Raw genomic sequence first — 23,769 nt, forward strand, 5'->3', positions numbered from 1 at the left:
TTAGGTTGAGCGCGCCGCTTGATTGGCTTCCCGCTGAGCTGCCGCGCGCCGGTCGGCAAGCAATTCATCTGCCAGTGATTGGCCTTTTGGAATCCGGTGGCGAACGAGCGCCTGAATCCGGCGCAGCGCTTCTTGACGGGGTTGAAGCCGGATTTCGCCTTCAACAATCTGAACATTCAGCCGGCCGCCTGCATGTATATTGAATATTTTTCTGACAAATGCGGGCAGTACTAAACGCCCTCCCTGAGTGACACGCATGCTCTGAGTTTCCATAAGCGTACAAATATGGATCAATCGCTCATCAGTCTATTATAACGGGAATTTTCCGTAAGATCGGAACAGGCTTTAATGAACAGCAAGAACCGGCTCGGTTAAACAAATGCGTCATTCTACTTTTTGGTCCCGCTGTACCCTGTATCTGCAATTGATTCGCTTTGATAAGCCCGTCGGTAGCCTGTTGCTGCTCTGGCCGACGCTCAGCGCGCTCTGGATTGCGTCGGATGGACGGCCGCCGCTGACGCTGCTGCTCATTTTCATCGCCGGAACAGTATTGATGCGCTCGGCGGGTTGCGCCTTGAACGATTATGCCGACCGTCATTTTGACCGGCATGTGCAGCGCACCTGCGCGCGGCCTCTTGCGAGCGGAAAACTGGCGCCGCGCCAGGCGCTGGTCTGCGCCGCGGCGCTGGCGTTGATCGCCTTTACGCTGCTTTTGCAACTGAATGCGCTCACGCGCGCCTTATCCTTCGCCGCGCTCTTCCTTGCGGTGAGCTATCCGTATACCAAGCGCTTCTTTGCGTTGCCGCAAGCGTATCTGGGCATCGCATTCGGCTTTGGCATCCCGATGGCATTCGCCGCCGTTCAGAATCAGGTCCCGCTTGTAGCGTGGGCGATGCTCGCGGCAAATATGTACTGGACAATGGCGTATGACACCGAATATGCAATAGCGGATCGGGAAGACGATCTGAACATCGGCATTCGCACCTCGGCGATGACCTTTGGCGCTGATGATGTGCGCGCGGTGATGATTTCTTATGCATTATTTTTGACGATCTATGCAGTGTTTGGCATTGCGCTCCATTTTTTATGGCCGTTCTGGCTGGGTTGGATCGGCGCCGGTGCATGCGCGATCTATCACTGCACGCTGATTCGCGCCCGCGATGCGCGGCGATGTTTGGCTGCGTTCAGACACAATAGCTGGCTGGGGGCGATACTGTTTGGCGGCATTGCGGCGCAATTCTTGGTCTAGAGCATTTTTCAGTGAGATTGCTCAAGGAGCGAGCGCGAAGACAGTATGGAGATCGATGCGGGCGGAGCAGGTCTCCATCGCGTAGCGATGGAGGCGACCCCGCAGCGAGCTCATACGGCGAGCGCGAAGCGACACAGGGCAAGCCGCTGAAAAATGCTCTAGCGGGCGGCGTGCAAGCGCGCTTGCTACAATGTTTCCATGAACAATCTAATCCAGACGATCGCGGTTTATGCCTTGCCCCTATTATTTTCGATTACTCTGCACGAAGCAGCTCATGGCTATGTCGCGCGGATTTTTGGCGATTCAACCGCGTATTTGCTGGGCAGAGTCAGCCTCAATCCGCTCAGGCATATTGATCCCATCGGGACCATTGCCATCCCGCTCCTAATGTATTTTGCAACCGGAGGCGCTTTTCTATTTGGTTATGCAAAACCTGTGCCCGTTGCATTCCACAAACTGCGCAATCCCCGCTGGCATAGCGTGTGGGTCGCGCTTGCCGGGCCAGGATGCAATTTCCTGCAAGCAGCGCTATGGGCGCTTTGGGGCATTGTGCTGCATGCGGCTGGAATCACTGAGCCTTTTCTGGTTTTGATGGCGGCGGCGGGCGTGTCGATCAACCTCGTCTTCTATGCGCTGAATCTGTTTCCCTTGTTACCGCTGGACGGCGGCCGCATTCTGAGCGCATTGCTGCCGGCGCGTTATACGCTTGCGCTCGCGCGCCTTGAGCCTTATGGTATATGGATTGTGATCGCACTGATCGCAACCGGCATGCTGGGCAGGATATGGGTGAGTCCGCTGATTGCATTTGGCCACGCTTTGATCCAGATTCTGTTGACGCCGATGACGGCTTTGCTAGAAGCCATTTAGAGGTTCTAGAGCATTTTTCAGTGAGATTGCTACTTTCGCGCCCCCGCAGCGATCCCGAACACACGGAATGGCGAAGTGACGCCGGGCAAGCCGCTGAAAAATGCTCTAGATACATTCTCAACGCTCAGGATTGATGAATGGATAAACAACTTCCAAGCCCAGAAGATCGGATAACAGTCAAGAGCGCTACAGCGGATAAGGCAATGCGTCTGTCTGAAGCCAAGCCGCGCCCGGAGCAGGAAGCGATGCGCTCGGTTGGCCGCAAACTTGCACAATTACGCGAGGCGCGGCGCTGGAAAATGGAAGATTTGTCTGAGCATCTTAAAGTTCCAGTCATCAGGCTGCGTGCGCTTGAAGCGGGTAATCTAGACAGTCTGCCCGAAATGGCTTTTGTGATCGGCATGGTGCGTAGTTACGCAAAAATGCTGGATGTCGATCCAGCGCCATTGGTAGGCGAACTGCGTCAAGCGCATGATTTGCCTGGAACACCTCTTGAGTTGCCCGGCTCAGACGGGGTCAAACTGCCTAGACGCCATCGTTCATGGACTGCCCGCTACGGCTTGTGGGGCGGAGCGGGCGCGTGTGTATTACTGCTGGTTGCATGGCTATTTCGTCAATATACTGAACGGGAAATATATCCGCGCCCACCGGCTTCAAGGACGGTCACGGAGAGTCCTCAGAAAGAAATCAACGCGCCCGATACGCACTCTCCTGACACGTCCGCGCCAGCGCATTTTCCAGTCGAGTCCGCCGCTTCTGCGGTCGACCGCCTCGACAGTCCGCATACGGCAGAGGCCCCGCCCGCTGAAAATCATGTTCAATCCGATATTCCGTCGGTCTTGCACTTTAAGGTTTCACAGAATACCTGGATTAGCGTGCGTCAAAGAGAAGACGGCCAGAGCGTGTACACAGGTTTGTTAAGCGCCGGGGAAGAACGCGATATACAGGCGCAGCCGCCGGTGGATGTCGTCGTCGGCAATGTGGCGGGACTGGAGTCTCTGGAGCTTGATGGCGAGCCGGTTGAGCCATCGAAGTATAAAGGGAGGCAGGGTAGTCATGTGGCCCGCTTCAGCCTGCCTTAGAGCATTTTTCAGTGATTTTCCCTATGTCGCTTCGCGCTCGCTCCTCGGGTAAATCGACTGAAAAATGCTCTAGAACCTGTTTACGCCTTACTGCGCGCCCGTGAGCCTGTGTCGGGAGGTAGCACTGTCTTCGCAGCTGCTTCCTTGTCTCAAATTAAAGTCGCTTGGCTATACCTGATGTCCGCTCGCTACAATGTGTGGACAGATTCTTAGAGGGAGAGAGATCATGTCATTGGCTCAGCAGACTGCGCTGTACACAGACAACGCGCTGCCTGTATCAGGCGGCCCGGCCCGACGCCGCGTCTGCCGGCCGGTTGAAGTCCGCTGGGGCGAGCGTTGCGTGGTCATTGGCGGCGCTGCGTCGATCTGTGTTCAGTCGATGACCAACACGGACACCGTCGACGCCATTGCGACTGCAATCCAGGTCAAGGAACTTGCGCAGGCGGGCTCTGAGCTGGTCCGAATCACGGTCAACACGCCGCAGGCGGCGCAGGCGGTGCCCGGAATACGCGAGCAACTGGACCGGATGGGAATCGATGCGCCGCTGATTGGAGATTTTCACTATAACGGGCATTTGCTTCTAAAGGATTATCCCGGTTGTGCGCAGGCGTTATCGAAATACCGGATTAATCCCGGCAACGTTGGACAGGGCGCAAAACGCGATACGCAATTCGCGCAGATGATTGAATGCGCCTGCCGGCATGAAAAACCGGTCCGCATTGGCGTGAACTGGGGCAGTCTGGATCAGGACTTGCTGGCGCAGATGATGGATGATAACGCGCGCCGCGCGCAGCCCTGGGATGCGCAAAGCGTGCTGTACGAAGCCTTGATTGAATCGGCCATTGGCTCCGCTGAACGCGCGGTTGAGCTTGGGCTCGCGCCTGAGAAGATCATTCTGTCCTGCAAGGTCAGCGGCGTGCAGGATTTGATTGTCGTCTATCGTGAACTGGCGGCGCGCTGCGATTATGCGCTGCATCTTGGACTGACCGAGGCGGGACTGGGTTCAAAAGGGATCGTCGCATCCACGGCGGCGCTCGCTGTTTTGCTGCAACAGGGCATTGGCGATACGATCCGCATTTCGCTCACGCCGGAGCCGGACGCGCCGCGCACCACAGAAGTCGTCGTTGCGCAGGAAATTCTGCAAACGATGGGATTGCGCGCTTTTACGCCGATGGTGACCGCGTGCCCAGGCTGCGGACGGACAACCAGCACCTATTTCCAGGCGCTTGCCGCGCATATTCAAGACTATCTGCGCGCGCGGATGCCGGTCTGGCACGACCGCTATCCAGGCGTTGCCGATATGAAAGTGGCCGTGATGGGATGCATCGTAAACGGCCCCGGAGAATCCAAGCATGCGGATATCGGCATCAGCCTGCCGGGTTCCGGAGAACATCCCGCCGCCCCCGTTTTTATCGACGGCAGAAAAGTCGCCACGCTGCGCGGTGAACGGATTGCCGAAGAATTTGAAGGCATGGTGAATGCGTATGTTGAGCGGCGCTATGGCAACAGTGATGGCAACGCAGCCTAGAGCATAAATAAAACGCGCATGCTACACCCCGATCAAAAGCCGCTCCGGCTTGCCAGCGTCAAAGGCATGAACGATATCCTGCCGGAGCAGGCGGCGCTTTGGGCGCATTTTGAAGATGCGGCGCAAACAACGCTGCGCGCTTACGGATATCAGCGCATCCGCACCCCGATTGTCGAGCATACATCGCTTTTTGCGCGCAGCATTGGCGCGGCGACCGATATCGTCGAAAAAGAGATGTATTGTTTTACCGATGCGCTCAATGGAGAGCAACTGAGCTTGCGCCCTGAAAATACCGCGGCCATTGTGCGCGCCGCCATTGAGCATCATCTGCTTTACGATGGGCCCAAGCGTTTATGGTACAGCGGGCCGATGTTCAGGCATGAGCGTCCGCAACGCGGACGTTATCGCCAGTTTCATCAGCTCGGTGTTGAAGCGCTGGGATTCGCCGGCCCGGATGTGGATGCCGAGATTATTCTGGCGGGCCAGCGTTTATGGGATTGTCTGCAACTGCAAGGGCTGCGTCTGGAGCTGAATACCCTGGGCCAACTGGATGAGCGCGCCGCGCACCGCGCCGCGCTGGCCGATTATCTGAAGCGGCATATTGAATTATTGGACGAAGATGCAAAGCGGCGTCTGGAAACCAACCCGCTGCGCATTCTTGATACCAAGAACCCTGCGCTACAAGACATCATGCGCGGCGCGCCTAGACTGATGGATTTTCTGGGCGAGGCGTCGCGCGCGCATTTTGAGGCGCTGCGCCGGATTTTGCAGGCAAACGGTATTTCTTTCACCCTCAACCCGCGGCTGGTGCGCGGGTTGGACTATTACAATCTCACGGTTTTTGAATGGGTTACAGACCGGCTTGGCGCGCAAGGCAGCGTCGCGGGCGGCGGCCGTTACGATCGGCTGATTGAGCAGCTCGGCGGCAAACCTGCGCCCGCATGCGGATGGGCGCTGGGCGTGGAGCGCATTCTGGAGTTGCTCAAGGAAAATGATCCAGGCGCGCGGCCTGAACCGCACTGCGATGCCTATGTGCTGCATCAGGGCGAAGCCGCGCGGACGCAGGCTTTTGCGGTTTCGGAGCGGCTGCGCGCGGCGGGCTTAAGCGTCGTTCAGCATTGCAGCGGCGATGGCGCTCCGGTGCGCTTCAAGACGCAAATGAAGCATGCCGATGCGAGCGGCGCGCAATACGCCGTGATCATTGGCGAAGATGAGGTCAACAGCGGTACGGTGACGATTAAAGCGCTGCGGCGCGCTGCCGATGCGCTGGAGGGGAACGCGGCGCAGCGGCGCATTGCGGTTGAGTGTTTGAGCCGCGATCTATTTGAAAAAGGAGGATGATGAACCCATACACGCAATACCTTCCGGAGCGCCTGGCCGTCTGGCGGGCGCGTTGGGGCAAGCGGGCGCTCTGTGCTCTGGCGGCGGCGCTGATTGTCGCGGTGGCTATTTTTGGCTGGAAATACTGGCAACAACGCCAAACGGCGCGCGCCGCTGTGTTATACGAGCAATTGCAGCAGACGATCTCGTCCGAACCCGCCTCTTCTGTAGACAAGAAGGAGACGCGCATCGCGCGCATCGCAACGGAACTTGAAAACCGATTTGGTCGCACGCCCTACGCGCAGATGGGCGCGCTGGCCGCCGCCAAAGCGCTGTATCAGGCGGCGAACGCGCAGGCCGCGAAGGTGCAATTGCAATGGGCGGCAGATGTTGCGATTGATGTGGAATACCGGCAAATTGCGCGCTTGCGGCTCTCGGCTTTATTGCTTGAGGAAAAAGCGTACGATGAGGCCCTGCGCGTATTGAATTCTGGGGCGTCTACGCCTGCGTTCGCCGCGCTGCGCGCGCAGCAGCGCGGCGATGCGCTCGCGGCGCAAGGTCAACGGGAACAGGCGCGCGCAGCGTATCGGGACGCGCTGCAATCCCTGGACGCAAAAAATACCGCTGCGCGGCAGTGGGTGCAGTTAAAGCTGAATGCGCTGGGCGGTTAGAACCTGTTCACGATCTTACTGCGCACCCGTGAGCCGGCGTCGGGCGGTGCTCGGAATCCTCACATATGATGTATATGCTCCGGTTCCTGCGCTCCGTCCTCCTTGGCTGACAGGCGCTCGTGACAGATCGTGAACAGGTTCTTAGAACTTTTTTTATTCTCTGAACTATGCATTCCTTTATTCGTCTTAAACGCTTTGTCCTTTTTGCTGTTTCCGTAGGATGCGCAGCATTGCTCGCCGCCTGCGCGTCGCCGGATTCGCGCCGTGTTCCGGCTCCGCTGACGGAATTCAAGCCCTCACTTGAATTAAAGCAGGCGTGGAAGACGAATATTGGCAACGCAAAACCCTATTTATTCCGGCCGGCTGTGGTCGATAACGCCGTTTATGCGGCGGCCGCCAATGGCGCGGTCGTGAAAATGGATGCCAGTCGCGGCGCGGTCATCTGGCGCGCCCGACTGAATACAAAGCTATCCGCAGGCGTTGGCAGCGATGGCGCGCATACCGCGGTCGGCAGTGTGGACGGCCAGGTGTATGTACTGGGGCGGGAGGGTCAATTGCTCTGGAAGAAAGGGCTGAAGGGCGAGATCATCACGCCGCCGCTGGTTGGGCGGAGCGTTGTCGTTGCGCGCACGAATGATGGACGTATCACCGCGTTCGATGCGCAAACGGGCGCGCGGAAATGGACCTTCTGGCATGAGGCGGCGCCGCTGAGTCTGCGAATCACGGAAGACATGGTTTTCGCGGACGCCGGGCTTGTGCTGGCCGGTTTCCCGGATGGCGCGCTCGCTGCGATCCGTTTGGCGGACGGCGCTGCGCAGTGGCAAAGTCCTGTCTCCTACCCGCGCGGCGTGACCGACTCTGAACGCATGAACGATGTGGCCGGCGCGCCAGTGCGGATAAACCGTGAAATATGCGCGGTGACTTTTCAGGGCAGCATCAGTTGCATGGAGGTCCAGACTGGACAAGTCCTTTGGGAGCAGCCGTTATCCAGTTATGCAGGACTTGCGCAATATGAGTCCAAGCTGATCGCCGTCGATGAGCGCGCGGTGATTTCACTCTACGACACCGCCAGCCGCCAGCGGATCTGGAAAAACGCCCAACTGAAAAACCGGGCGTTGAGCGCGCCCGCGATTGCGGGCCTAGAGCCTTTTTCAGCGATCCCGAATACCGAACACGCAGAAGCGACACCGGGCAAGCCGCTGAAAAATGCTCCAGCGGTGGTTGCCGGTGATTACAAAGGCTTTGTGCACTTCTTATCGCTTCAAAATGGCGAACTGATTGCGCGCGCGAAAACCGATGGCAGCGCAATTACTGCCCCCCTGTATTTGCAGGCCGTACTTTGATTGTGCAGACGCAGAGGGGCGGGCTGTATGCATTTCGACCGTATTAGAGCTTTTTCAGCGGCTTGCCCTGCGTCGCTTCGCGCTCGCCGTATTATTCATACTGTCTTCACGCTCGCTCCTTGGGCAATCTCGCTGAAAAAGCTCTAATAGTGAAACCCGTCATTACCCTCGTGGGTCGTCCCAATGTCGGGAAATCCACCCTTTTTAACCGACTGACGCGCTCGCGCGATGCGCTCGTCGCTGATTTTGCGGGCACGACGCGCGACCGTCATTATGGCGAAGGACGCGCCGGTTCGCGGCCATATTGGATTGTGGATACCGGCGGTTTTGAGCCTGCTGCGCGGCGCGGCATCATCCGCCAGATGGCGCAGCAGACGCGCCAGGCGGTCGATGAGTCGGACTGCATTCTTTTTATCGTCGATGCGCGCCAGGGCTTGACGCCGCAGGATGAATGGATTGCCGCCTGGCTGCGCAAGACGGGCCGCCCGCTGTGCGTCATTTTAAACAAAGCGGAGGGGAATGCGGCCGCGTACGTACTGGCGGCTGATTTTTATGCGCTTGGCCTAGGCGAGCTGCATCCCATTTCAGCGGCGCATGGCAATGGCGTGTCCGCAATGATCGAAGCGGCGCTTGAGGCTGCCTGTCAGGGCCGTGAAGCGCAAACAGATACAGAAGAAGAAGGCGAAGATCGCCAGGGGCGGGGTATCAGAATCGCTGTGGCAGGCCGTCCGAACGTCGGCAAGTCCACACTCATCAATGCGCTGCTTGGAGAAGAGCGCGTCATTGCTTCCGATGCCCCCGGCACCACGCGCGATTCGATTGCGATTGATTTCCAATGGCAAGGGCGGGACTACCAATTGATCGATACCGCGGGCGTGCGGCGCCGCGCCAGAGTGTCTGAGGCGATTGAAAAATTTTCTGTGATTAAAACCATGCAATCCATTGCCGCAGCGCATGTGGTGGTGTTGCTGCTCGACGCGCGTCAGGAGATCAGCGAACAGGATGCGCATCTTGCCGGCTTCGTGGTCGAACAAGGGCGTGCGTTGGTGATCGGCGTGAATAAATGGGACGGCCTGGATAGCTATCAGCGCGAACGCGCAAAAGTCGCCCTCAGGCGTAAATTGCCTTTTCTCGACTTTGCAGAATTTCACTTTATCTCGGCGCTTCGGAAAACCGGACTTGAGCCTCTGATGCGTTCGGTCGATGCCGCTTATCAAGCCGGGATGTGCAAACTGCCGACGCCCAAACTCACGCTCGCCTTGCGCGCGGCTGCCGGATTCCAGCCGCCGCGCCGCTCAGGCTTGATACGGCCAAAACTGCGTTATGCGCATCAGGGCGGACACAACCCGCCCGCCATCGTGATTCACGGCAATGCGCTGGATGCCCTCACGCCTGCCTACCAGCGCTACCTTGAGAAACGTTTCCGCGCTGCTTTTCCGTTAGTGGGCACTCCGCTTCGGTTGATTCTGCGCACGGGAAAAAATCCCTATACTGAATAAAGAAACAAAGCTTGGAGCATTTTTCAGTGAGATTGCACTTTCGCGAGCGCGAAGCGACACAGGGAAAATCACTGAAAAATGCTCTAGATCAGCTATAGTGTCCATGATTTTCTAAACACGGAGTGATGTAATGAACAATAAAGGGCATTTGTTACAAGACCCATTTCTGAACGCACTGCGCAAAGAGCATGTGCCCGTTTCGATTTATCTGGTGAATGGCATTAAGTTACAAGGAAATATTTATTCCTTTGATCAATACGTGGTATTACTCAAAAATACAGTGACGCAAATGGTCTATAAACACGCCATTTCAACCATTGTTCCATCGCGCCCGATGACATTGAATCTGCAAAATCCCGATATGGAGCGCGATGAAGTCTAGGTCCCTAAGAACCTGTTTACGATCTGTCGCGAGCGCCTGTAAGCCAAGGAGGACGGAGCGCAGGAACCGGAGCATATATGAATATGTGAGGATTCCGAGCACCGCCCGACGCAGGATCACGGGCGCGCAGCAAGATCATAAACAGGTTCTAAGCAACGCTCCGCTCCAATGATCAACGCAGCGCTGGTCGGCATTGATTTCGGAACAGGCGGTTTTCAGGCGAGTCTGGATGAACTGCGTCTGCTGGCGCGCAGCGCTGGCGCAATTCCGGCCGCATTGATCACCGCGCGCCGGAGAGCGCCGGATGCCGCTCTTTTTTTGCCGGGCGGCAAAACGGATGAGTTGAAGTCGGCGCTTGGACTGCAGAATATTGATCTTGTGATTTTCAATCATGCGTTGACTCCGGCCCAGCAGCGCAATCTGGAATACAGACTGGAACGCCGGGTTGTGGACCGGACGACATTGATTCTCGATATTTTTGCGCAGCGGGCGCGCAGCCATGAGGGGAAATGTCAGGTCGAACTGGCGCAATTGCATTATCTGAAGACGCGCCTGGTGCGCGCCTGGACGCACCTTGAACGCCAGAAAGGCGGCATTGGCCTGCGCGGGCCGGGCGAAACCCAGCTTGAAACAGATCGCCGTCTGATTGGCGAACGGATTAAGACGCTGAAGGCGCGTCTAGACCGTTTGCATCGTCAGCGCCGCACGCAGCGCCGCCGGCGCGTCCGTAACGCTGTATTTTCAGTCTCTCTGGTCGGTTATACCAACGCGGGTAAATCGACGCTTTTTAATGCACTCACGCGCGCCCAAGCCTATTGCGCGGATCAATTGTTTGCAACGCTGGATACCACTTCACGACGCTTTTACCTAAGCGATGCAACCCAAGGCGTTTTGTCCGATACGGTGGGCTTTATTCAGGATTTGCCGCATGAACTGGTCGCCGCATTTCGCGCAACGCTTGAAGAAATGGTGCATGCGGATTTATTGCTGCATGTCGTCGATGCCTCCAACCCCGCGCGGCGCGAGCAGGCGGAACAGGTGCAACAGGTCCTGAGCGCGCTGGACGCGGCGGATATTCCGCAGATCCTTGTCTGGAATAAAATGGACGCTGTTCCTGAAGCGGTTCCAGAGCTCGCATCAAGCGGCGCGGCCGAGCGGGATGCGCATGGTAGAATCCGCCGCGTTTTTTTAAGCGCGCGTACCGGGCAGGGCCTTGGCGCGCTTCGCGGTGCAATGGCTGAAGCGGTTGCGACCGCGCCCCTGTGAGTGTTTATATGCCGATTTTTGGTTTTTATCCATGAAGACTTCAAATCGGGGCCGTGATCATGTCCAGTTTAGCCAGAACGGGCCGAAAGAGCCGGAAAAAAATAATGCGCGGCCCCAGCCAGATAAAGCGCCAAAACCAGTGCCAAAGCCGACGCCCGGACGCGGCGCTCCGCCCGATCTCGATGAGCTTTGGCATCGGTTTAACCATCGCGCCGCCCATCTGTTCCGCTTTCGCAAGCGCAAATTAAAAGGAGATTCAGGTCCTCCATCTGGCAAGCAGCGCCGAAACCGTTTGCGCGCGGCGATCAGCGCAATGTGCAGTCTGATGGCCGCGGCCTGGCTCGGCAGCAGCTTTTACATGGTCGGTTCAAGCCAGACGGGAGTGGTCTTGCAGTTCGGCGCTTATCAAACCATGACCTCTCCTGGATTGCGATGGCATTGGCCTTCCCCATTTCAGTCACATGAATTTGTGGATACCGCAACGCATACGGTAGAAATTGGCGCAAGTCGAGCGGGAGCGGCAAGGCGCAGCGCGGATGCGCTGATATTGACCCAGGATGGCGGCTTGGCGGATATGCATTTTGCGCTTCATTATCGGGTGACGGATCCGCATGCTTTCCTCTTTCACCATGCCGGCGCCGCCTATCTGAATGTGATTCAGGCCGGCGAGGCGGCCATACGCGAGATTTTTGGCGCGCTCACGCTTGAAGATACGCTGAATCCGGACCACAGCCGTCTTTCATCCAGACTCATCCGGAAAACCCAGGAAATTCTGGATGCGCGCCGTAGCGGTATTCTGGTGACCGGCATCGCAGAGCGGAAAGCGCAATGGCCCGGGTCAGTGAAGATGGCATTTGAAGAAGCGGTGAAAGCTGCGCAGGAATGCGAGCGCCAGAGAAGGGAAGCGGTTGCAGATGCGCAGCGCATTCAGACGCAAACGCAGGTTGAAGAAAAGCAGATGGTCGATGAAGCCGGACTGTATAAAGCACATCTCATCTCGACCGCGCACGGTGAAAGCGAGCGCTTCAAGCAGGTGCTCGCCGCCTATGCGCAGATGCCGGAGCTCACCCGCACCCGCCTGTATTTAGAGACCCTGCGGGAAATGTATGCGCACTCACGCAAGGTTCTGGCGAACGGCAAAGCGGCTCAACAGATGTTCGTTCTTCCGCTTGAAAAACAGTCTGAGCAGAACGCATCCTCACAAAAAACACAAAGCGCGGAAAAATCCGTTGCCCCCTCTGCTGAAAAATCCGCCCAGACAAAAGAAATATCCCTAGACAAAGCGCCAGTGCGGTGGGAAGCGTTTCTCAAGCGCAGGCGCAGAAACGCAGGGGTTGAGTGAGTGAAATGAACCGATTGATCACAGGCGTGATGACTCTGATTGCGCTGATCCTCATATGGATCGCTTCGACGGTGTTGATCGTTGACCAGCGCACCTATGCCATTGTTTCCACCCTGGGAAAGGCGCAACCGCGTTTGATTCATACGCCGGGCCTGTATTTCAAATGGCCGTTTCCCTTTGCGCAGGTTTTAACTCTGGACAAACGGATGCGGGCGCTGAATCGCGCGGATGTTTTGCGCGCGCGCTGCGCAGATCAAAAGGAGATGGGCATCCAATGGGGGATTCAATGGCGCATCATGGAGCCTCGCCTGTATATCCGCCGCTTTGGCAACGATCTCAGGCGCGCTGAATTACAACTTTCCGAATACGCTGATGCGGCGGCGCGCGCATTCATTTCCCGGCGCTCCGCCGCTCAATTGATGGCTGAAAATGATCCAATGGGCCGCGCAATCCGTGAGCGTGCTATGGTAGAGGCGCGCAAGCTCGGAATTGAGATTACGGATGCGCGCGTCATCAGGCTGAATGCGCATATGGAGGATACAGACGTCTCCGCGCATATGGAAGCGCAGTATCAACAGGCGGCGAATCGGCTCCGTTCAGCCGGCGCGCTGGAAGCGGCGGACATTCGCGCTTCTGCGCAGAAAGAAAGGGAAGCGCATCTTGCGCAGGCGTACCGGCAGGCGCAGAGGCTCAAAGGGGAAGGCGATGCGCAGGCTGCGCTCATCGAGGCGGACGTCTATAAACGCGATCCGCAGTTCTACCGCTTTTATAAAAAGCTTGAAATTTACCGGAAGAGTTTTGGCGCGCATGATGTGATCATTGATTCTCTGGAGCATGAGTAAACATCAGCTTGAACAATGCGTGCGCAGCAGTCTGGATCAATATTTCCTGGATCTGAATGGCTCGCGTCCGCACGATATTTATAAAATGATCGTTGCGTGCGTTGAGAAGCCGATGCTCGAATATCTGCTTGAACGGGCGCAGGGCAATCAGTCGCAAGCCGCTGAATCTTTAGGCATCAACCGCAACACGCTACGCAAAAAGCTGCAACTGTACGGGCTGCTTAAATAATTCCACAATGATTCAACAAGCGCTTCTGTCCGTTTCCAATAAAACGGGAATCGTCGAGTTTGCCCGCGCGCTCGCAGCGCGGGGCATTGCGCTCCTCTCTACAGGCGGCACCGCGCAATATTTAGCGCGCGCGGGTATTCCTGTCACCGGCATTGCGGATTACACGGGTTTTCCTGAGATACTGGACGGGCGCATCAAAACGCTGCATCCCAAGGTTCATGGCGCGCTGCTCGCGCGGCGCGATTCGGACGCGCATTGCCGCACGCTGGAAGAACATGGCATTGGCAGGATTGATCTGCTGGCGGTCAATCTTTATCCATTTACGCAGACCATTGCGCAGGCGGATTGCACGCTTGAAAACGCGCTTGAACAGATCGATATCGGCGGGCCGGCGATGTTGCGCGCTGCCGCGAAGAATTATCGGGATGTCACTGTCGTGACCGATCCGGATGACTATGAAACCCTATTGGCCGAAATACGCGCAAACGGCAATGCAGTCAGCAGTCAGACCCGTTTCCGGCTTGCGGCCAAAGCCTTTGCGCATACCGCGCAATATGACGGCGCGATTACAAATTATTTGACCTGTTTAGATGAAGCGCCGCCGCATGCGTCTTGCTGCGCCTATCCAGCGATACTGAATCTGAGCTTTGAAAAAGTGCAGGATCTACGATACGGAGAAAATCCGCATCAACAGGCCGCGTTCTACCGCGATCTAAACATGCCTGCTGGTGCGCTCTCAACCTACCGCCAATGGCAAGGCAAAGCGCTGTCGTACAACAATCTGGCCGATGCTGATGCGGCATGGGAATGCGTGAAGACGCTGAATGCTTGCGCGTGCGTGATTGTCAAGCACGCCAATCCGTGCGGCGCGGCGCTGGCTGAGTCGCCTGCGGAGGCGTTTGCCAAAGCATTGCAGACGGATCCGGCTGCCGCCTTTGGCGGAATTATCGCGTTTAACCGGGAAATGAACGCCGACGCCGCCCGCGCGCTCGCGTCCCATTTTGTTGAAGTGCTGATCGCGCCCGCATTCAGCGACGAAGCAAGACAATGGCTTGCTGCCAAACAGCATCTGCGCGCGCTTGAAATTCCACTCGCCGGCGTGGACAGTCAAAGCCAGGCTGTCGACCTCAAACGAGTCGGCGGCGGCTTGCTCGTGCAAAGCTTCGATACCTGCCAGGCGCAGCCGGACGAATGGCGCGTCGTGACAAAACGGCATCCAGGCCCGCAGGAAATGGACGACCTGCGCTTTGTATGGCAGATCGCGAAGTTCGTGAAATCCAACGCCGTTGTCTTTGGTGCGCGCGGCATGACCTATGGAATTGGCGCGGGTCAAATGAGCCGCCTCGATGCAGCGCGTATCGCTGGCGGCAAAGCGCAGTATACAGGCTCAAAGGAAACGGGCTTTGCGGTCGCATCGGATGCCTTTTTCCCGTTCCGGGATGGCCTGGATGTTGTTGCGGCCGCAGGCGCGCGCTGTGTGATTCAACCGGGAGGGTCGATTCGCGACGATGAAATCATTGCCGCCGCGGATGAACATCAAATTGCGATGGTGTTTACCGGCGTGCGGCATTTTAGACACTGACAGGCGTTTCGCACAGCCGCGCGGGTCGGCGCAGCGCCTCATTGCCGCAACTGGCTCACACTACGCCACAGTGCAAAGGCCGCGGCTGCAAAAATCAATAAAAGCGCGACCAGTGACCACGCGGGCAGCGAAAGTCCCAGAATAGGCGGATAGACGGTCTCGCAGAATCCAGCGACTTTAAATGCCGACGGCCACAAATGCGCGAGCGGAAAATGATCCACAATAGGCTGCAATGCGTCGAAGCCGCAATGAAATGTGGGGTGCTGAAGCAGCCAGAGTTGGCGCGCAGCCGTTGCAAGCCCGCCCGCCGCCGCAATCAATATCCCGGTTGCGGCAATGCAGCGCACGCGCGGGCGGCGCGTGAATGCGCCTCGAAATGCACATACCGCAATCCATACATAGGCGTAGCGCTGCAAAATGCATAGCGGACACGGGTCCTGATGATGAACAAATTGCAGATACAGTGCGCCGCCCAGGCTCATCAGGCTTAATATTCCTAATATTGCAAGCAGGCAGCGAACGTTAACGATAGAGATATTGTTATTCATTAGCACTCCTTTTATTCCTTTGCGCTTTTTATGCCACACACGATCGGCTTTATTCAGGACCTGGCGGTCATTATGTTAATCGCGGGCATCGTCACCGTGATTTTTCATCGTTTTAAACAGCCCGTTGTGCTTGGATATATTGTGACGGGCGTCATTATCGGCCCTTATACCCCCCCTTTTGAACTGATTCATGATGAAGCGACGATTAGTACCCTGGGAGAGCTTGGCGTCATTTTTCTGATGTTCTGGCTCGGTCTTGAATTCAGTCTGCGCAAACTGGCGAGAGTCGGCACGACCGCGATTGTTGCAGCGCTGGCGGAAATCATATTGATGTTATGGCTGGGCTATGAAATCGGGCGCAGTTTCGGCTGGAAAACGATGGATGCGCTTTTTCTGGGCGCGATGCTGGCGATTTCATCGACGACCATCATTGTCAAGGCGCTCGACGAACTGGGACTGAAACGCGAACGTTTTGCGCAAGTGGTATTCGGCATCTTAATTGTGGAAGACATTCTCGCGATTGCGATGATTGCGTTGCTCTCAGGCGTCGCGAGCAGCGGCGCGGTGGAAACAACGCATGCCTTCACCACGCTTGCGCGTCTGCTGCTGTTTATGACCGTTTCATTGATTATCGGCCTGATGACAGTGCCGCGTCTGCTGCACACGGTTGCGCGCTTCAGACGCGATGAAATCCTGCTCGTGACGATTCTCGGCGTGTGCTTCGGCTTTTGTCTGCTGGTGGTCAAGCTGGGCTATAGCATCGCGCTCGGCGCTTTCCTGATTGGCGCCATTATGGCCGAATCGCGCGCGCGGCACGCGATCGAGCGGCTGATGGTCTCGCTGCGCGATATGTTCAGCGCGATCTTTTTCATTGCGATCGGGCTGATGCTGGATTGGCATGTTCTGGTGGACTATGCGGGGCCGATCGCTATCATTACCGCAGTGGTCGTATTCGGAAAAATTCTTTCCTGCGGTCTGGGCGCTTTCACCGCCGGGCAGGATGGCCGCACATCGATGCGCATCGGGATGAGCCTGGCGCAGATTGGCGAATTCTCGTTCATTATCGCTTCGTTGGGTCAGTCTTTGCGCGTCACGAGCGGTTTTCTTTATCCCATCGCAGTGGCTGTATCCGCGCTGACCACATTCTTCACGCCGTATCTGATTCGCGCCGCGGACCCGCTGACCCGGCGGATTGCCACCGCGCTTTCCCCCGCATTGGTCAGCCTATTTTCCAGCTATACCCAATGGCTTTCCAGTTTGCAGCCGAGCGGCGATCGCGCAGCCGTGCTTAAATTGATACGCAATATCCTGACGCAAATCGCCATCAACCTTGCCTTTGTGGCCGCCATTTTTGTCAGCGTCACCTACTTTGCAAAATACGCGCATTCATGGCTCATCACTTGGACGCTGAGGCCGCCCGTGCGCAGCGTCCTGCTGTGGAGCGCAGCGCTTGCGATCTCTCTACCCTTTCTGGTCGCGGTCTACCGCAAGCTCAAATCTCTCGCGCTATTGCTGGCTGAGATCAGCGTACAGCCAGCCGCCACGGGAAAGTTCACCGCATCGATCCGTCGCGCGCTCGCCGAACTGGTGCCCGCAACGGCGATGATCGGGATATTTTTAATGGTTGCGGCATTAAGCAGCGGCATTCTTCCGCCGGTTGAACTCTTGATCATCGCGCTCAGTTGCGCAGCGCTCCTGCTTCTGGTTCTGTGGCGCTGGTTTGTCCGGATTCACGCGAAACTCCAGATTGCATTGCGCGAGATTTTTGAACGCCCTCCAGAAACATAGCGCTAGCGCATTTTTCAGCCGATCTGCCACTGGCGCGAGCGCGAAGTGACGCAGGGAAAATCACTGAAAAATGCGCTATTTCGGTTTCTTTCCGTAAAACTGGGTCACTAATTCCGCAATCAAATATTTCTGATGCTCCGGCAATGTGTCAATCTTCTTCGCCAGTGTCAGCGCTTCTGGAGACGGAGAATATTTGAGTGGCTTGTCCTCTTCATCCTGGTTTTTGAATGGGTCTGCAGGAGGGGAACCGTAATGCAGCCAATGCGCGCTCACGTCCAGCCACGTTGCAAGCGTTTCAATTTTGTCGGGCTTTGGAATCGAGCGACCCGTGAGCCATTTATGCGTACTCTGGACTGAAATACCGGTATCCGTATCCGAAGCGGTGTGATGCCGCAAGTTGAAAAGCCGCGCCAAATCCGTTGCGCCTTTCACTAGCGTTGAGCTTCGCCTGAGCGCAAATTTCAATCTTTCTGCAAATTCAGCTTTTGCTTGGTCGGATGGCATAGCAAAAATTCTGCTGTGTCCATCCGCGGATGCGTTCATCCAGATGATTGATATTTATCGCATATCGTTTACAATGATCCCGATTAGGTCTATGTCCGGTCTTTTCTCAACATGCTCAAAAAATGAACATGGCTAAACGCCGCAAAGCCATCGAGAACCGTGTGACGCGCATTAAGCAATACCTGTTCGACAACATGCGCCATGCGGGGCGTCAGAAGGTGGAATGTCCGTATTTCAACATTGCGATTCGCAATCACCCGCCGCCGTGCAGATCGATGACGCACGGCAGATTCCAGCCCAATTCATGCGCCAGCCTGAACCCCCCCGCCGGATAAAAAAGCCATCCAGGAAGCGCTGGAAACCGGAAGGGATATACCGGGCACGCGGCTGGTCAGAAACCCATCGCTGCGGATTCAGTCACCATACCTTTATGTGAAAACACGCAATGACTGCCTTTCAAGAGAAGTCATGAAAAACTGGCTCAAACCTTTATACATACAGGTGCTCTTCGCCATTGCAGCAGGCATCGCATTGGGCACCGCTGCGCCAGAGTTTGCGGTGCAGATGAAACCGTTGGGAGACGCCTTTATCAAGCTGATCAAAATGGTGATTGGGCCGGTGGTGTTCTGTACGGTCGTCTCAGGGATTGCGGGCATGCAGAATATGAAGCAGGTAGGGCGTGTCAGCGGCAAGGCATTATTGTATTTTGAGACGATCTCAACGCTTGCGTTGCTGATTGGACTCGGCGCGGCGCATCTGCTTAAGCCCGGCGCAAGCTTTAATGTCGATCCTTCCACGCTCGATGCGAACATCGTATCGTCCTATGCACAGAAAGCGCAAGGCCAGACGATCTCTAGTTTCTTACTGCACATCATTCCCGATACGCTAGTGAGCGCGTTTACGCGCGGGGACATGTTGCAAATCCTGCTGATTGCCGTGTTGTTCGGATATGCGCTTTCCCTGGCAGGCGAACGCGGCCAGCCGGTGTTCACGCTGATCAATGCGCTCTCCCGCGTCTTTTTCGGCATCATGCGCATCATTACGAAAGTCGCACCGATAGGCGCATTTGGCGCAATCGCCTTTTCGATCGGCCACTACGGTCTGGCCTCCCTTCTGCCACAACTCAAACTGATCGGCGTTTTTTACCTGAGCTTACTGTTGTTCATCACCATCGTACTCGGCGGGGTCGCCCGTATCGCTGGCTTTAGCCTGCTTCGCTTTATCGCGCATATTAAGGATGAATTGCTGATTGTGTTCAGCACCTCTTCCTCTGAAGCGGCGCTGCCTGCGTTGATGAACAAACTGGAACGCCTGGGCTGCTCGCGTTCAGTCGTGGGCCTAGTCGTGCCTGCTGGGTATTCATGCAATCTCGACGGAACGAACCTCTATATGACAATGGCCGTGCTGTTCATTGCACAGGCGACAAATACTGATCTAACGCTCATGCAGCAACTGACGCTCCTGGCAGTGGCCATGCTCACCTCCAAAGGCGCAAGCGGCGTGGCGGGCGCGGGCTTTATCACATTGGCCGCCACCTTGTCGGTCGTACCGACCGTACCCCTCTCCGGAATGGTATTGTTGCTTGGCATCGACCGTTTTATGGCCGATGGGCGCGCGATCTCCAATTTTATCGGCAATGGCGTCGCCACTATCGTCATCTCGGCCTGGGAGAAGCAGCTGGATCGCAATCAGATGAAACAGACGTTGGACAAAACCGCACAACCGGTAGCGCTGGATACCGATTCGGTTCCGATTTGATGATGTGAGATGGCGACTCACCCGCCTAACTACGATCTGCCACGAGCGCCCGTCAGACAGGGAAGGACGGAGCTCAGGAACCGGAGCATATTGGATATATGTGAGGATTCCTGTGACCTCCCGACACAGGCCACGGGCGCGCAGAAAGATCGTGAACAGGTTCTAAGAAAGAGCGTTCTTACTCAGCATTAAGCTCAAGCTCCTACCAGAGAATGGATTTTTTTGAAATGCTGCAGTCGCCTCTCACAGAGAGGTTATCAACATCTAACGTCCATTGCAAGAAAGCAAGAAATTGCGCTTGCCGGATTGGAGGGATTTATGCCAACTACTCTTTCATCTGATGAATCGAAAACTCGTCGCATTTTCAAGGTTGTCACCGGTAATTTCCTTGAGATGTACGATTTTATTCTGTACGGTTATTATGCTGCAGCGATTACCCATACTTTTTTTCCGACTCAGGATGCATATACCTCGTTGATGCTGTCACTGTCCGTATTCGGCGCCGGTTTTCTGATGCGCCCGCTTGGGGCCATTGTGCTGGGCGCATATACAGACCGTTATGGCCGCCGCAAAGGATTGATTCTGACTCTTGCTCTGATGGCGCTTGGCATACTGTCGATTACCGTGACCCCAGGCTATGCCGCGATTGGATTGGCTGCGCCCTGTATTGTCTTGCTCGGACGCCTGTTGCAGGGTTTCTCTGCGGGCGCTGAGCTTGGAAATGTATCCGTCTATTTAAGCGAAATTGCAACGCCGGGGAACAAGGGGTTTTACTGCGCCTGGCAATCGGGCAGCCAACAGGTCGCGGTGATGTTTACCGCTTTGATTGGCGTGGTGATACACCAATTATTTCCATTGGATATTGACGCGTGGGCGTGGCGCATTCCATTTGTGATTGGGTGTCTGATCGTGCCGTTCATTTTTGTAATTCGCCGCTCATTGCGCGAAACGGAGGCTTTTCAGGCTAACAAACACCATCCAAGCATTGGCGAAATCCTGACATCCATCTTCCAAAATTGGCGTCTTATTCTGACGAGTACATTGCTCATTATGATGACGACGGTGACGTTTTACACCATTACCGCCTATACCCCAACCTTTGGCAAACAGGTTTTGCAGCTTTCTTCCCTGGATTCGCTGATCGTCACCCTGTGCGTTGGCGCTTCAAACCTGTTCTGGCTGCCTGTGATGGGCGCTCTGTCGGACCGGGTCGGTCGCCGCCCGCTCCTGCTCGCATTTACAGTTCTGGCCATACTGACGGCTTATCCAGCGATGTCCTGGCTGGTCGCCGCCCCTTCTTTCGCGCGCATGCTGAGTGTGCTGCTCTGGTTCTCTTTCCTGTTTGGCGGCTATACCGGCGCGATGATTGTTGCGCTGACCGAAATCATGCCAGCCAAGATACGAACCACAGGCTTTTCGCTGGCATACAGTCTGGCTACCGCGCTTTTTGGCGGCTTTACGCCTGCAATTGCGACCTGGCTGGTGCACGTCAGCGGCAACAAGGCAGCGCCGGGCCTGTGGATGTCGTGCGCGGCGGCTTGCGGCCTGGCTGCGACGTGCGTACTATTCAGACGCAGCCGGCAAGCGGCGCAATACGCAGAAGCTGCCACGCTCACCTGAAAAACGACGCCTTATGTTTGACAAAAACCCATCCGCCATCACGCAAGCCGATCCTGAAGTATGGAGCGCGATTCAACAGGAGGAACGGCGGCAGGAAGCGCATATTGAGTTGATTGCTTCGGAAAATTACGCCAGTCCTGCAGTGATGGCGGCGCAGGGTTCGCAATGCACGAATAAATACGCGGAAGGCTATCCCGGCAAACGGTATTATGGGGGCTGCGAGTTCGTCGATGTGGTTGAGCGACTTGCGATAGAGCGCGTTTGCGCGCTCTATGGCGCGGAGGCGGCAAACGTGCAGCCTCATTCCGGTTCACAAGCGAATCAGGGCGTATTTTTCGCGATGCTCAAACCCGGCGATACAATCATGGGGATGAGCCTTGCGCATGGCGGACATTTAACGCATGGCTCCCCGGTCAATCTGTCGGGCAAATGGTTCAACATCGTTCCTTATGGACTGAATGAAGCAGAGGACCTCGATTATGAGGCTGCTGAACAAATTGCCAGAAAGCGCGCGCCAAAATTGATCATTGCCGGCGCATCGGCCTTTTCTCTACGAATCGATTTTGAGCGTCTGGCGCGCATCGCGCAGTCGGTGGGCGCCTTGTTGATGGTGGATATGGCGCATTATGCAGGACTCATCGCCGCTGGCGTCTATCCGAATCCTGTGCCGCACGCGGATTTTGTCACGACAACAACGCACAAAAGTCTGCGCGGGCCGCGCGGCGGCGTGATTCTAATGAAATCCAAATACGAGAAAGCGATCAATTCGGCCATTTTTCCCGGAATTCAGGGCGGCCCGCTGATGCATGTGATTGCAGCCAAGGCGGTCGCATTCAAGGAAGCGCTCACGCCTGAATTCAAGACTTATCAGCAACAGGTGCTGGATAACGCGCGCATTCTGGCGGAAACGCTCGCCAAACGGGGATTGCGCGTGGTCTCAGGACGCACGGAAAGCCATTTGATGCTGATTGATCTGCGCCCGAAGCAGATCACTGGAAAAGCGGCTGAAGCTGCGCTAGGCGCTGCGCAGATTACAGTGAACAAAAACGCCATCCCAAACGACCCGGAAAGTCCATTTGTGACCAGCGGCATCCGTCTGGGTTCGCCTGCCATCACCACGCGCGGCTTTAAAACTTTTGAAACCGAGCGCGTTGCGCATCTGATTGCGGATATTCTGGATGCGCCTGACGATTCGGTCACGCTTAAACGGGTGCGCGAACAGGTGGGGGAGTTAACGCGCCGTTTCCCAGCGTACCGTTAAAGCGTTTAGAGTGACTCAATCGCCGAACAGTTTCTGACGCAACTCGCGCCGCTTCTGGGCTTCAAGCGAAAGCGTCGCAGTGGGTCGCGCGAGAAGGCGCGCAATGCCGATTGTCTCGCCCGTTTCTTCGCACCAGCCATATTCCCCGGATTCAATTCGCGCCAGCGCCTGCTGGACTTTTTTCAGCAATTTGCGTTCCCGGTCGCGGGTGCGTAACTCAAGCGCGTGCTCTTCCTCTATCGTGGCCCGGTCTGTCGGGTCTGGCACAATCGAGTTTGCGCGCAAGTGCTCAGCGGTCTGGCCCGCATTGTTGAGCAATTCATTCTGCAACTGTTCAAGGCGATGCTTGAAGAAGGCAAGCTGCCGCTTGTTCATATACTCTTTATCATCCATTTTCAGGATTTCGTCTTCGGTTAACAAGCGTTGTTTGTTCATTTGGCTCTCATCTTCGCAATGTCTGGTTCTTTCTCTTTCTGTCCATGTTCTTCTTTGGCTCGACATATTAGAGCATTTTTCAGTGGCTTGTACTGCGTCGTTCCGCCGTCGGCAGCGTTCATATTGGCCTTATGGGTCAATGGCTGCGCCGCGGTCGCGCAGCCAGATCGCGCACAGGTTTCAGCAGAGTCGGGCGGGAATCACGATACAGAGCGCGACAGTTTGCCGCCGCTTGCGCTTACCAGCCAGATCGTATTTCGCGTTCTGGCTGCCGAGATTGCGGTGCAACGCAATCTGTTCGCGCCGGCTTACCAAACCTATCTGATGCTGGCGCGCGAAACGCATGACCCCCGCATGGCGCAGCGCGCAGCGGAAATTGCCCTTTACGCGCGCAGTCCTTCCGATGCCCTTGCCGCGGCGCGCGTTTGGTGCCGCGACGCTCCGCATTCCGGACGCGCGGCGCGCCTGGCGCTCGCGCAAATCTATCTTGCCAACCGGCAACTGGATGATGCACTGCGAGAATTTCAGGCGCTGCATATTCAAAGCCCCAATGATCCAGCGCCGCTGATGGGACTGGCGCGCATTCATATCGAACAGAACCGCCCGGATGCAGCGGAAGAAAATCTTCATCAGTATCTGCAAGCGGCAAAGCC

At 56.3% G+C, this 23,769-nt stretch carries 23 protein-coding genes and 1 pseudogene; 20 read left to right on the forward strand and 4 right to left on the reverse strand.

Annotated elements, in window-relative coordinates; all coding sequences use genetic code 11:
- Entirely contained in the window at positions 1-258 is a 258-nt protein-coding gene (locus CAGGBEG34_RS05660) for an AbrB/MazE/SpoVT family DNA-binding domain-containing protein (RefSeq protein ID WP_006682837.1), read from the reverse strand.
- Positions 259-379: 121 nt separating this feature from the next.
- On the opposite strand from CAGGBEG34_RS05660, the gene ubiA reads away from it, so the two are divergent.
- The 14 genes and pseudogenes from ubiA (at position 380) to purH (ending at position 15,202) form a co-directional block, all read left to right on the forward strand.
- Positions 380-1,249, forward strand: coding sequence for a 4-hydroxybenzoate octaprenyltransferase (gene ubiA / locus CAGGBEG34_RS05665; RefSeq protein ID WP_042688195.1), 870 nt, complete (start codon positions 380-382; stop codon positions 1,247-1,249).
- Between the two features lie 198 nt (positions 1,250-1,447).
- Positions 1,448-2,116: a site-2 protease family protein gene (locus tag CAGGBEG34_RS05670; protein ID WP_006682839.1), complete on the forward strand. Its 669-nt coding sequence runs from the start codon at positions 1,448-1,450 to the stop codon at positions 2,114-2,116.
- A gap of 137 nt (positions 2,117-2,253) precedes the next feature.
- Positions 2,254-3,198, forward strand: a complete 945-nt coding sequence (locus CAGGBEG34_RS05675; RefSeq protein ID WP_006682840.1) for a helix-turn-helix domain-containing protein — start codon at positions 2,254-2,256, stop codon at positions 3,196-3,198.
- Positions 3,199-3,424: 226 nt separating this feature from the next.
- Positions 3,425-4,726 (forward strand): flavodoxin-dependent (E)-4-hydroxy-3-methylbut-2-enyl-diphosphate synthase, encoded by a 1,302-nt coding sequence (ispG, locus tag CAGGBEG34_RS05680; protein WP_006682841.1) that lies wholly within the window; start codon positions 3,425-3,427, stop codon positions 4,724-4,726.
- Between the two features lie 18 nt (positions 4,727-4,744).
- Complete coding sequence (gene hisS, locus CAGGBEG34_RS05685; RefSeq protein WP_006682842.1) at positions 4,745-6,067, forward strand: histidine--tRNA ligase; 1,323 nt, start codon at positions 4,745-4,747, stop codon at positions 6,065-6,067.
- Positions 6,064-6,717: a tetratricopeptide repeat protein gene (locus CAGGBEG34_RS05690; RefSeq protein ID WP_006682843.1), complete on the forward strand. Its 654-nt coding sequence runs from the start codon at positions 6,064-6,066 to the stop codon at positions 6,715-6,717. The genes hisS and CAGGBEG34_RS05690 overlap by 4 nt, the downstream gene beginning before the upstream one ends.
- A 167-nt stretch (positions 6,718-6,884) precedes the next feature.
- Positions 6,885-8,107: pseudogene (gene bamB / locus CAGGBEG34_RS05695) on the forward strand (outer membrane protein assembly factor BamB).
- Between the two features lie 102 nt (positions 8,108-8,209).
- Entirely contained in the window at positions 8,210-9,559 is a 1,350-nt protein-coding gene (gene der / locus CAGGBEG34_RS05700) for a ribosome biogenesis GTPase Der (RefSeq protein WP_006682845.1), read from the forward strand.
- Positions 9,560-9,689: 130 nt separating this feature from the next.
- Positions 9,690-9,941 carry an RNA chaperone Hfq gene (gene hfq / locus CAGGBEG34_RS05705; protein ID WP_006682846.1) on the forward strand — a complete coding sequence of 84 codons (252 nt, stop codon included), beginning with the start codon at positions 9,690-9,692 and terminating at the stop codon, positions 9,939-9,941.
- 168 nt (positions 9,942-10,109) lie between these two features.
- A complete protein-coding gene (gene hflX, locus CAGGBEG34_RS05710) occupies positions 10,110-11,207 on the forward strand; it encodes a GTPase HflX (RefSeq protein WP_006682847.1) in 1,098 nt (365 codons plus the stop codon).
- Positions 11,208-11,238: 31 nt separating this feature from the next.
- Positions 11,239-12,549, forward strand: coding sequence for an FtsH protease activity modulator HflK (gene hflK / locus CAGGBEG34_RS05715; RefSeq protein WP_006682848.1), 1,311 nt, complete (start codon positions 11,239-11,241; stop codon positions 12,547-12,549).
- A 5-nt stretch (positions 12,550-12,554) separates the two neighbouring features.
- Complete coding sequence (hflC, locus tag CAGGBEG34_RS05720) at positions 12,555-13,391, forward strand: protease modulator HflC (protein ID WP_006682849.1); 837 nt, start codon at positions 12,555-12,557, stop codon at positions 13,389-13,391.
- Positions 13,384-13,620 carry a Fis family transcriptional regulator gene (locus tag CAGGBEG34_RS05725; RefSeq protein WP_006682850.1) on the forward strand — a complete coding sequence of 79 codons (237 nt, stop codon included), beginning with the start codon at positions 13,384-13,386 and terminating at the stop codon, positions 13,618-13,620. The genes hflC and CAGGBEG34_RS05725 overlap by 8 nt, the downstream gene beginning before the upstream one ends.
- A 7-nt stretch (positions 13,621-13,627) precedes the next feature.
- Entirely contained in the window at positions 13,628-15,202 is a 1,575-nt protein-coding gene (gene purH / locus CAGGBEG34_RS05730; protein WP_006682851.1) for a bifunctional phosphoribosylaminoimidazolecarboxamide formyltransferase/IMP cyclohydrolase, read from the forward strand.
- 38 nt (positions 15,203-15,240) lie between these two features.
- Here purH and CAGGBEG34_RS05735 read toward each other — a convergent pair whose 3' ends face one another.
- Positions 15,241-15,750 (reverse strand): disulfide bond formation protein B, encoded by a 510-nt coding sequence (locus CAGGBEG34_RS05735; RefSeq protein ID WP_042688197.1) that lies wholly within the window; start codon positions 15,748-15,750, stop codon positions 15,241-15,243.
- Between the two features lie 30 nt (positions 15,751-15,780).
- Here CAGGBEG34_RS05735 and CAGGBEG34_RS05740 point away from each other — a divergent pair, with 30 nt between their 5' ends.
- Positions 15,781-17,538, forward strand: coding sequence for a cation:proton antiporter (locus CAGGBEG34_RS05740; RefSeq protein ID WP_006682853.1), 1,758 nt, complete (start codon positions 15,781-15,783; stop codon positions 17,536-17,538).
- A 75-nt stretch (positions 17,539-17,613) separates the two neighbouring features.
- On the opposite strand, the gene CAGGBEG34_RS05745 is transcribed toward CAGGBEG34_RS05740, so the two are convergent.
- On the reverse strand, positions 17,614-18,042 hold the full coding sequence (locus CAGGBEG34_RS05745; RefSeq protein WP_006682854.1) for a transcriptional regulator: 429 nt from the start codon (positions 18,040-18,042) through the stop codon (positions 17,614-17,616).
- 122 nt (positions 18,043-18,164) lie between these two features.
- Between CAGGBEG34_RS05745 and CAGGBEG34_RS05750 the strand changes: the two genes are divergently transcribed.
- From CAGGBEG34_RS05750 to glyA, 4 genes are all read left to right on the forward strand, one after another.
- Positions 18,165-18,377: a siphovirus Gp157 family protein gene (locus tag CAGGBEG34_RS05750; protein ID WP_050009335.1), complete on the forward strand. Its 213-nt coding sequence runs from the start codon at positions 18,165-18,167 to the stop codon at positions 18,375-18,377.
- 133 nt (positions 18,378-18,510) lie between these two features.
- The gene (locus tag CAGGBEG34_RS05755) at positions 18,511-19,800 is read left to right on the forward strand and encodes a dicarboxylate/amino acid:cation symporter (protein WP_006682855.1); all 1,290 of its coding nucleotides are present in this window, start codon (positions 18,511-18,513) and stop codon (positions 19,798-19,800) included.
- A gap of 318 nt (positions 19,801-20,118) precedes the next feature.
- Positions 20,119-21,420, forward strand: coding sequence for an MFS transporter (gene tcuC, locus CAGGBEG34_RS05760; protein ID WP_006682856.1), 1,302 nt, complete (start codon positions 20,119-20,121; stop codon positions 21,418-21,420).
- Between the two features lie 13 nt (positions 21,421-21,433).
- Positions 21,434-22,681: a serine hydroxymethyltransferase gene (gene glyA, locus CAGGBEG34_RS05765; RefSeq protein ID WP_006682857.1), complete on the forward strand. Its 1,248-nt coding sequence runs from the start codon at positions 21,434-21,436 to the stop codon at positions 22,679-22,681.
- 15 nt (positions 22,682-22,696) lie between these two features.
- Here glyA and dksA read toward each other — a convergent pair whose 3' ends face one another.
- Positions 22,697-23,116 (reverse strand): RNA polymerase-binding protein DksA, encoded by a 420-nt coding sequence (gene dksA / locus CAGGBEG34_RS05770; RefSeq protein ID WP_006682858.1) that lies wholly within the window; start codon positions 23,114-23,116, stop codon positions 22,697-22,699.
- Positions 23,117-23,134: 18 nt separating this feature from the next.
- Here dksA and CAGGBEG34_RS05775 point away from each other — a divergent pair.
- A partial coding sequence (locus CAGGBEG34_RS05775; RefSeq protein ID WP_238984995.1) for a tetratricopeptide repeat protein occupies positions 23,135-23,769 on the forward strand: 635 nt, incomplete at its 3' end.

It is taken from the genome of Candidatus Glomeribacter gigasporarum BEG34, assembly GCF_000227585.1.
GTDB lineage: Bacteria > Pseudomonadota > Gammaproteobacteria > Burkholderiales > Burkholderiaceae > Glomeribacter > Glomeribacter gigasporarum_B.

Excerpts from the sequence above, each read along its gene's own strand:
- CAGGBEG34_RS05660 (WP_006682837.1), bottom strand. The coding sequence starts at position 258 with ATGCGTGTCACTCAGGGAGGGCGTTTAGTACTGCCCGCATTTGTCAGA.
- ubiA (WP_042688195.1), top strand. The coding sequence starts at position 380 with ATGCGTCATTCTACTTTTTGGTCCCGCTGTACCCTGTATCTGCAATTG.
- CAGGBEG34_RS05670 (WP_006682839.1), top strand. The coding sequence starts at position 1,448 with ATGAACAATCTAATCCAGACGATCGCGGTTTATGCCTTGCCCCTATTA.
- CAGGBEG34_RS05675 (WP_006682840.1), top strand. The coding sequence starts at position 2,254 with ATGGATAAACAACTTCCAAGCCCAGAAGATCGGATAACAGTCAAGAGC.
- ispG (WP_006682841.1), top strand. The coding sequence starts at position 3,425 with ATGTCATTGGCTCAGCAGACTGCGCTGTACACAGACAACGCGCTGCCT.
- hisS (WP_006682842.1), top strand. The coding sequence starts at position 4,745 with ATGCTACACCCCGATCAAAAGCCGCTCCGGCTTGCCAGCGTCAAAGGC.
- CAGGBEG34_RS05690 (WP_006682843.1), top strand. The coding sequence starts at position 6,064 with ATGATGAACCCATACACGCAATACCTTCCGGAGCGCCTGGCCGTCTGG.
- hfq (WP_006682846.1), top strand. The coding sequence starts at position 9,690 with ATGAACAATAAAGGGCATTTGTTACAAGACCCATTTCTGAACGCACTG.
- hflX (WP_006682847.1), top strand. The coding sequence starts at position 10,110 with ATGATCAACGCAGCGCTGGTCGGCATTGATTTCGGAACAGGCGGTTTT.
- hflK (WP_006682848.1), top strand. The coding sequence starts at position 11,239 with ATGAAGACTTCAAATCGGGGCCGTGATCATGTCCAGTTTAGCCAGAAC.
- hflC (WP_006682849.1), top strand. The coding sequence starts at position 12,555 with ATGAACCGATTGATCACAGGCGTGATGACTCTGATTGCGCTGATCCTC.
- CAGGBEG34_RS05725 (WP_006682850.1), top strand. The coding sequence starts at position 13,384 with ATGAGTAAACATCAGCTTGAACAATGCGTGCGCAGCAGTCTGGATCAA.
- purH (WP_006682851.1), top strand. The coding sequence starts at position 13,628 with ATGATTCAACAAGCGCTTCTGTCCGTTTCCAATAAAACGGGAATCGTC.
- CAGGBEG34_RS05735 (WP_042688197.1), bottom strand. The coding sequence starts at position 15,750 with ATGAATAACAATATCTCTATCGTTAACGTTCGCTGCCTGCTTGCAATA.
- CAGGBEG34_RS05740 (WP_006682853.1), top strand. The coding sequence starts at position 15,781 with ATGCCACACACGATCGGCTTTATTCAGGACCTGGCGGTCATTATGTTA.
- CAGGBEG34_RS05745 (WP_006682854.1), bottom strand. The coding sequence starts at position 18,042 with ATGCCATCCGACCAAGCAAAAGCTGAATTTGCAGAAAGATTGAAATTT.
- CAGGBEG34_RS05750 (WP_050009335.1), top strand. The coding sequence starts at position 18,165 with ATGAACATGGCTAAACGCCGCAAAGCCATCGAGAACCGTGTGACGCGC.
- CAGGBEG34_RS05755 (WP_006682855.1), top strand. The coding sequence starts at position 18,511 with ATGAAAAACTGGCTCAAACCTTTATACATACAGGTGCTCTTCGCCATT.
- tcuC (WP_006682856.1), top strand. The coding sequence starts at position 20,119 with ATGCCAACTACTCTTTCATCTGATGAATCGAAAACTCGTCGCATTTTC.
- glyA (WP_006682857.1), top strand. The coding sequence starts at position 21,434 with ATGTTTGACAAAAACCCATCCGCCATCACGCAAGCCGATCCTGAAGTA.
- dksA (WP_006682858.1), bottom strand. The coding sequence starts at position 23,116 with ATGAACAAACAACGCTTGTTAACCGAAGACGAAATCCTGAAAATGGAT.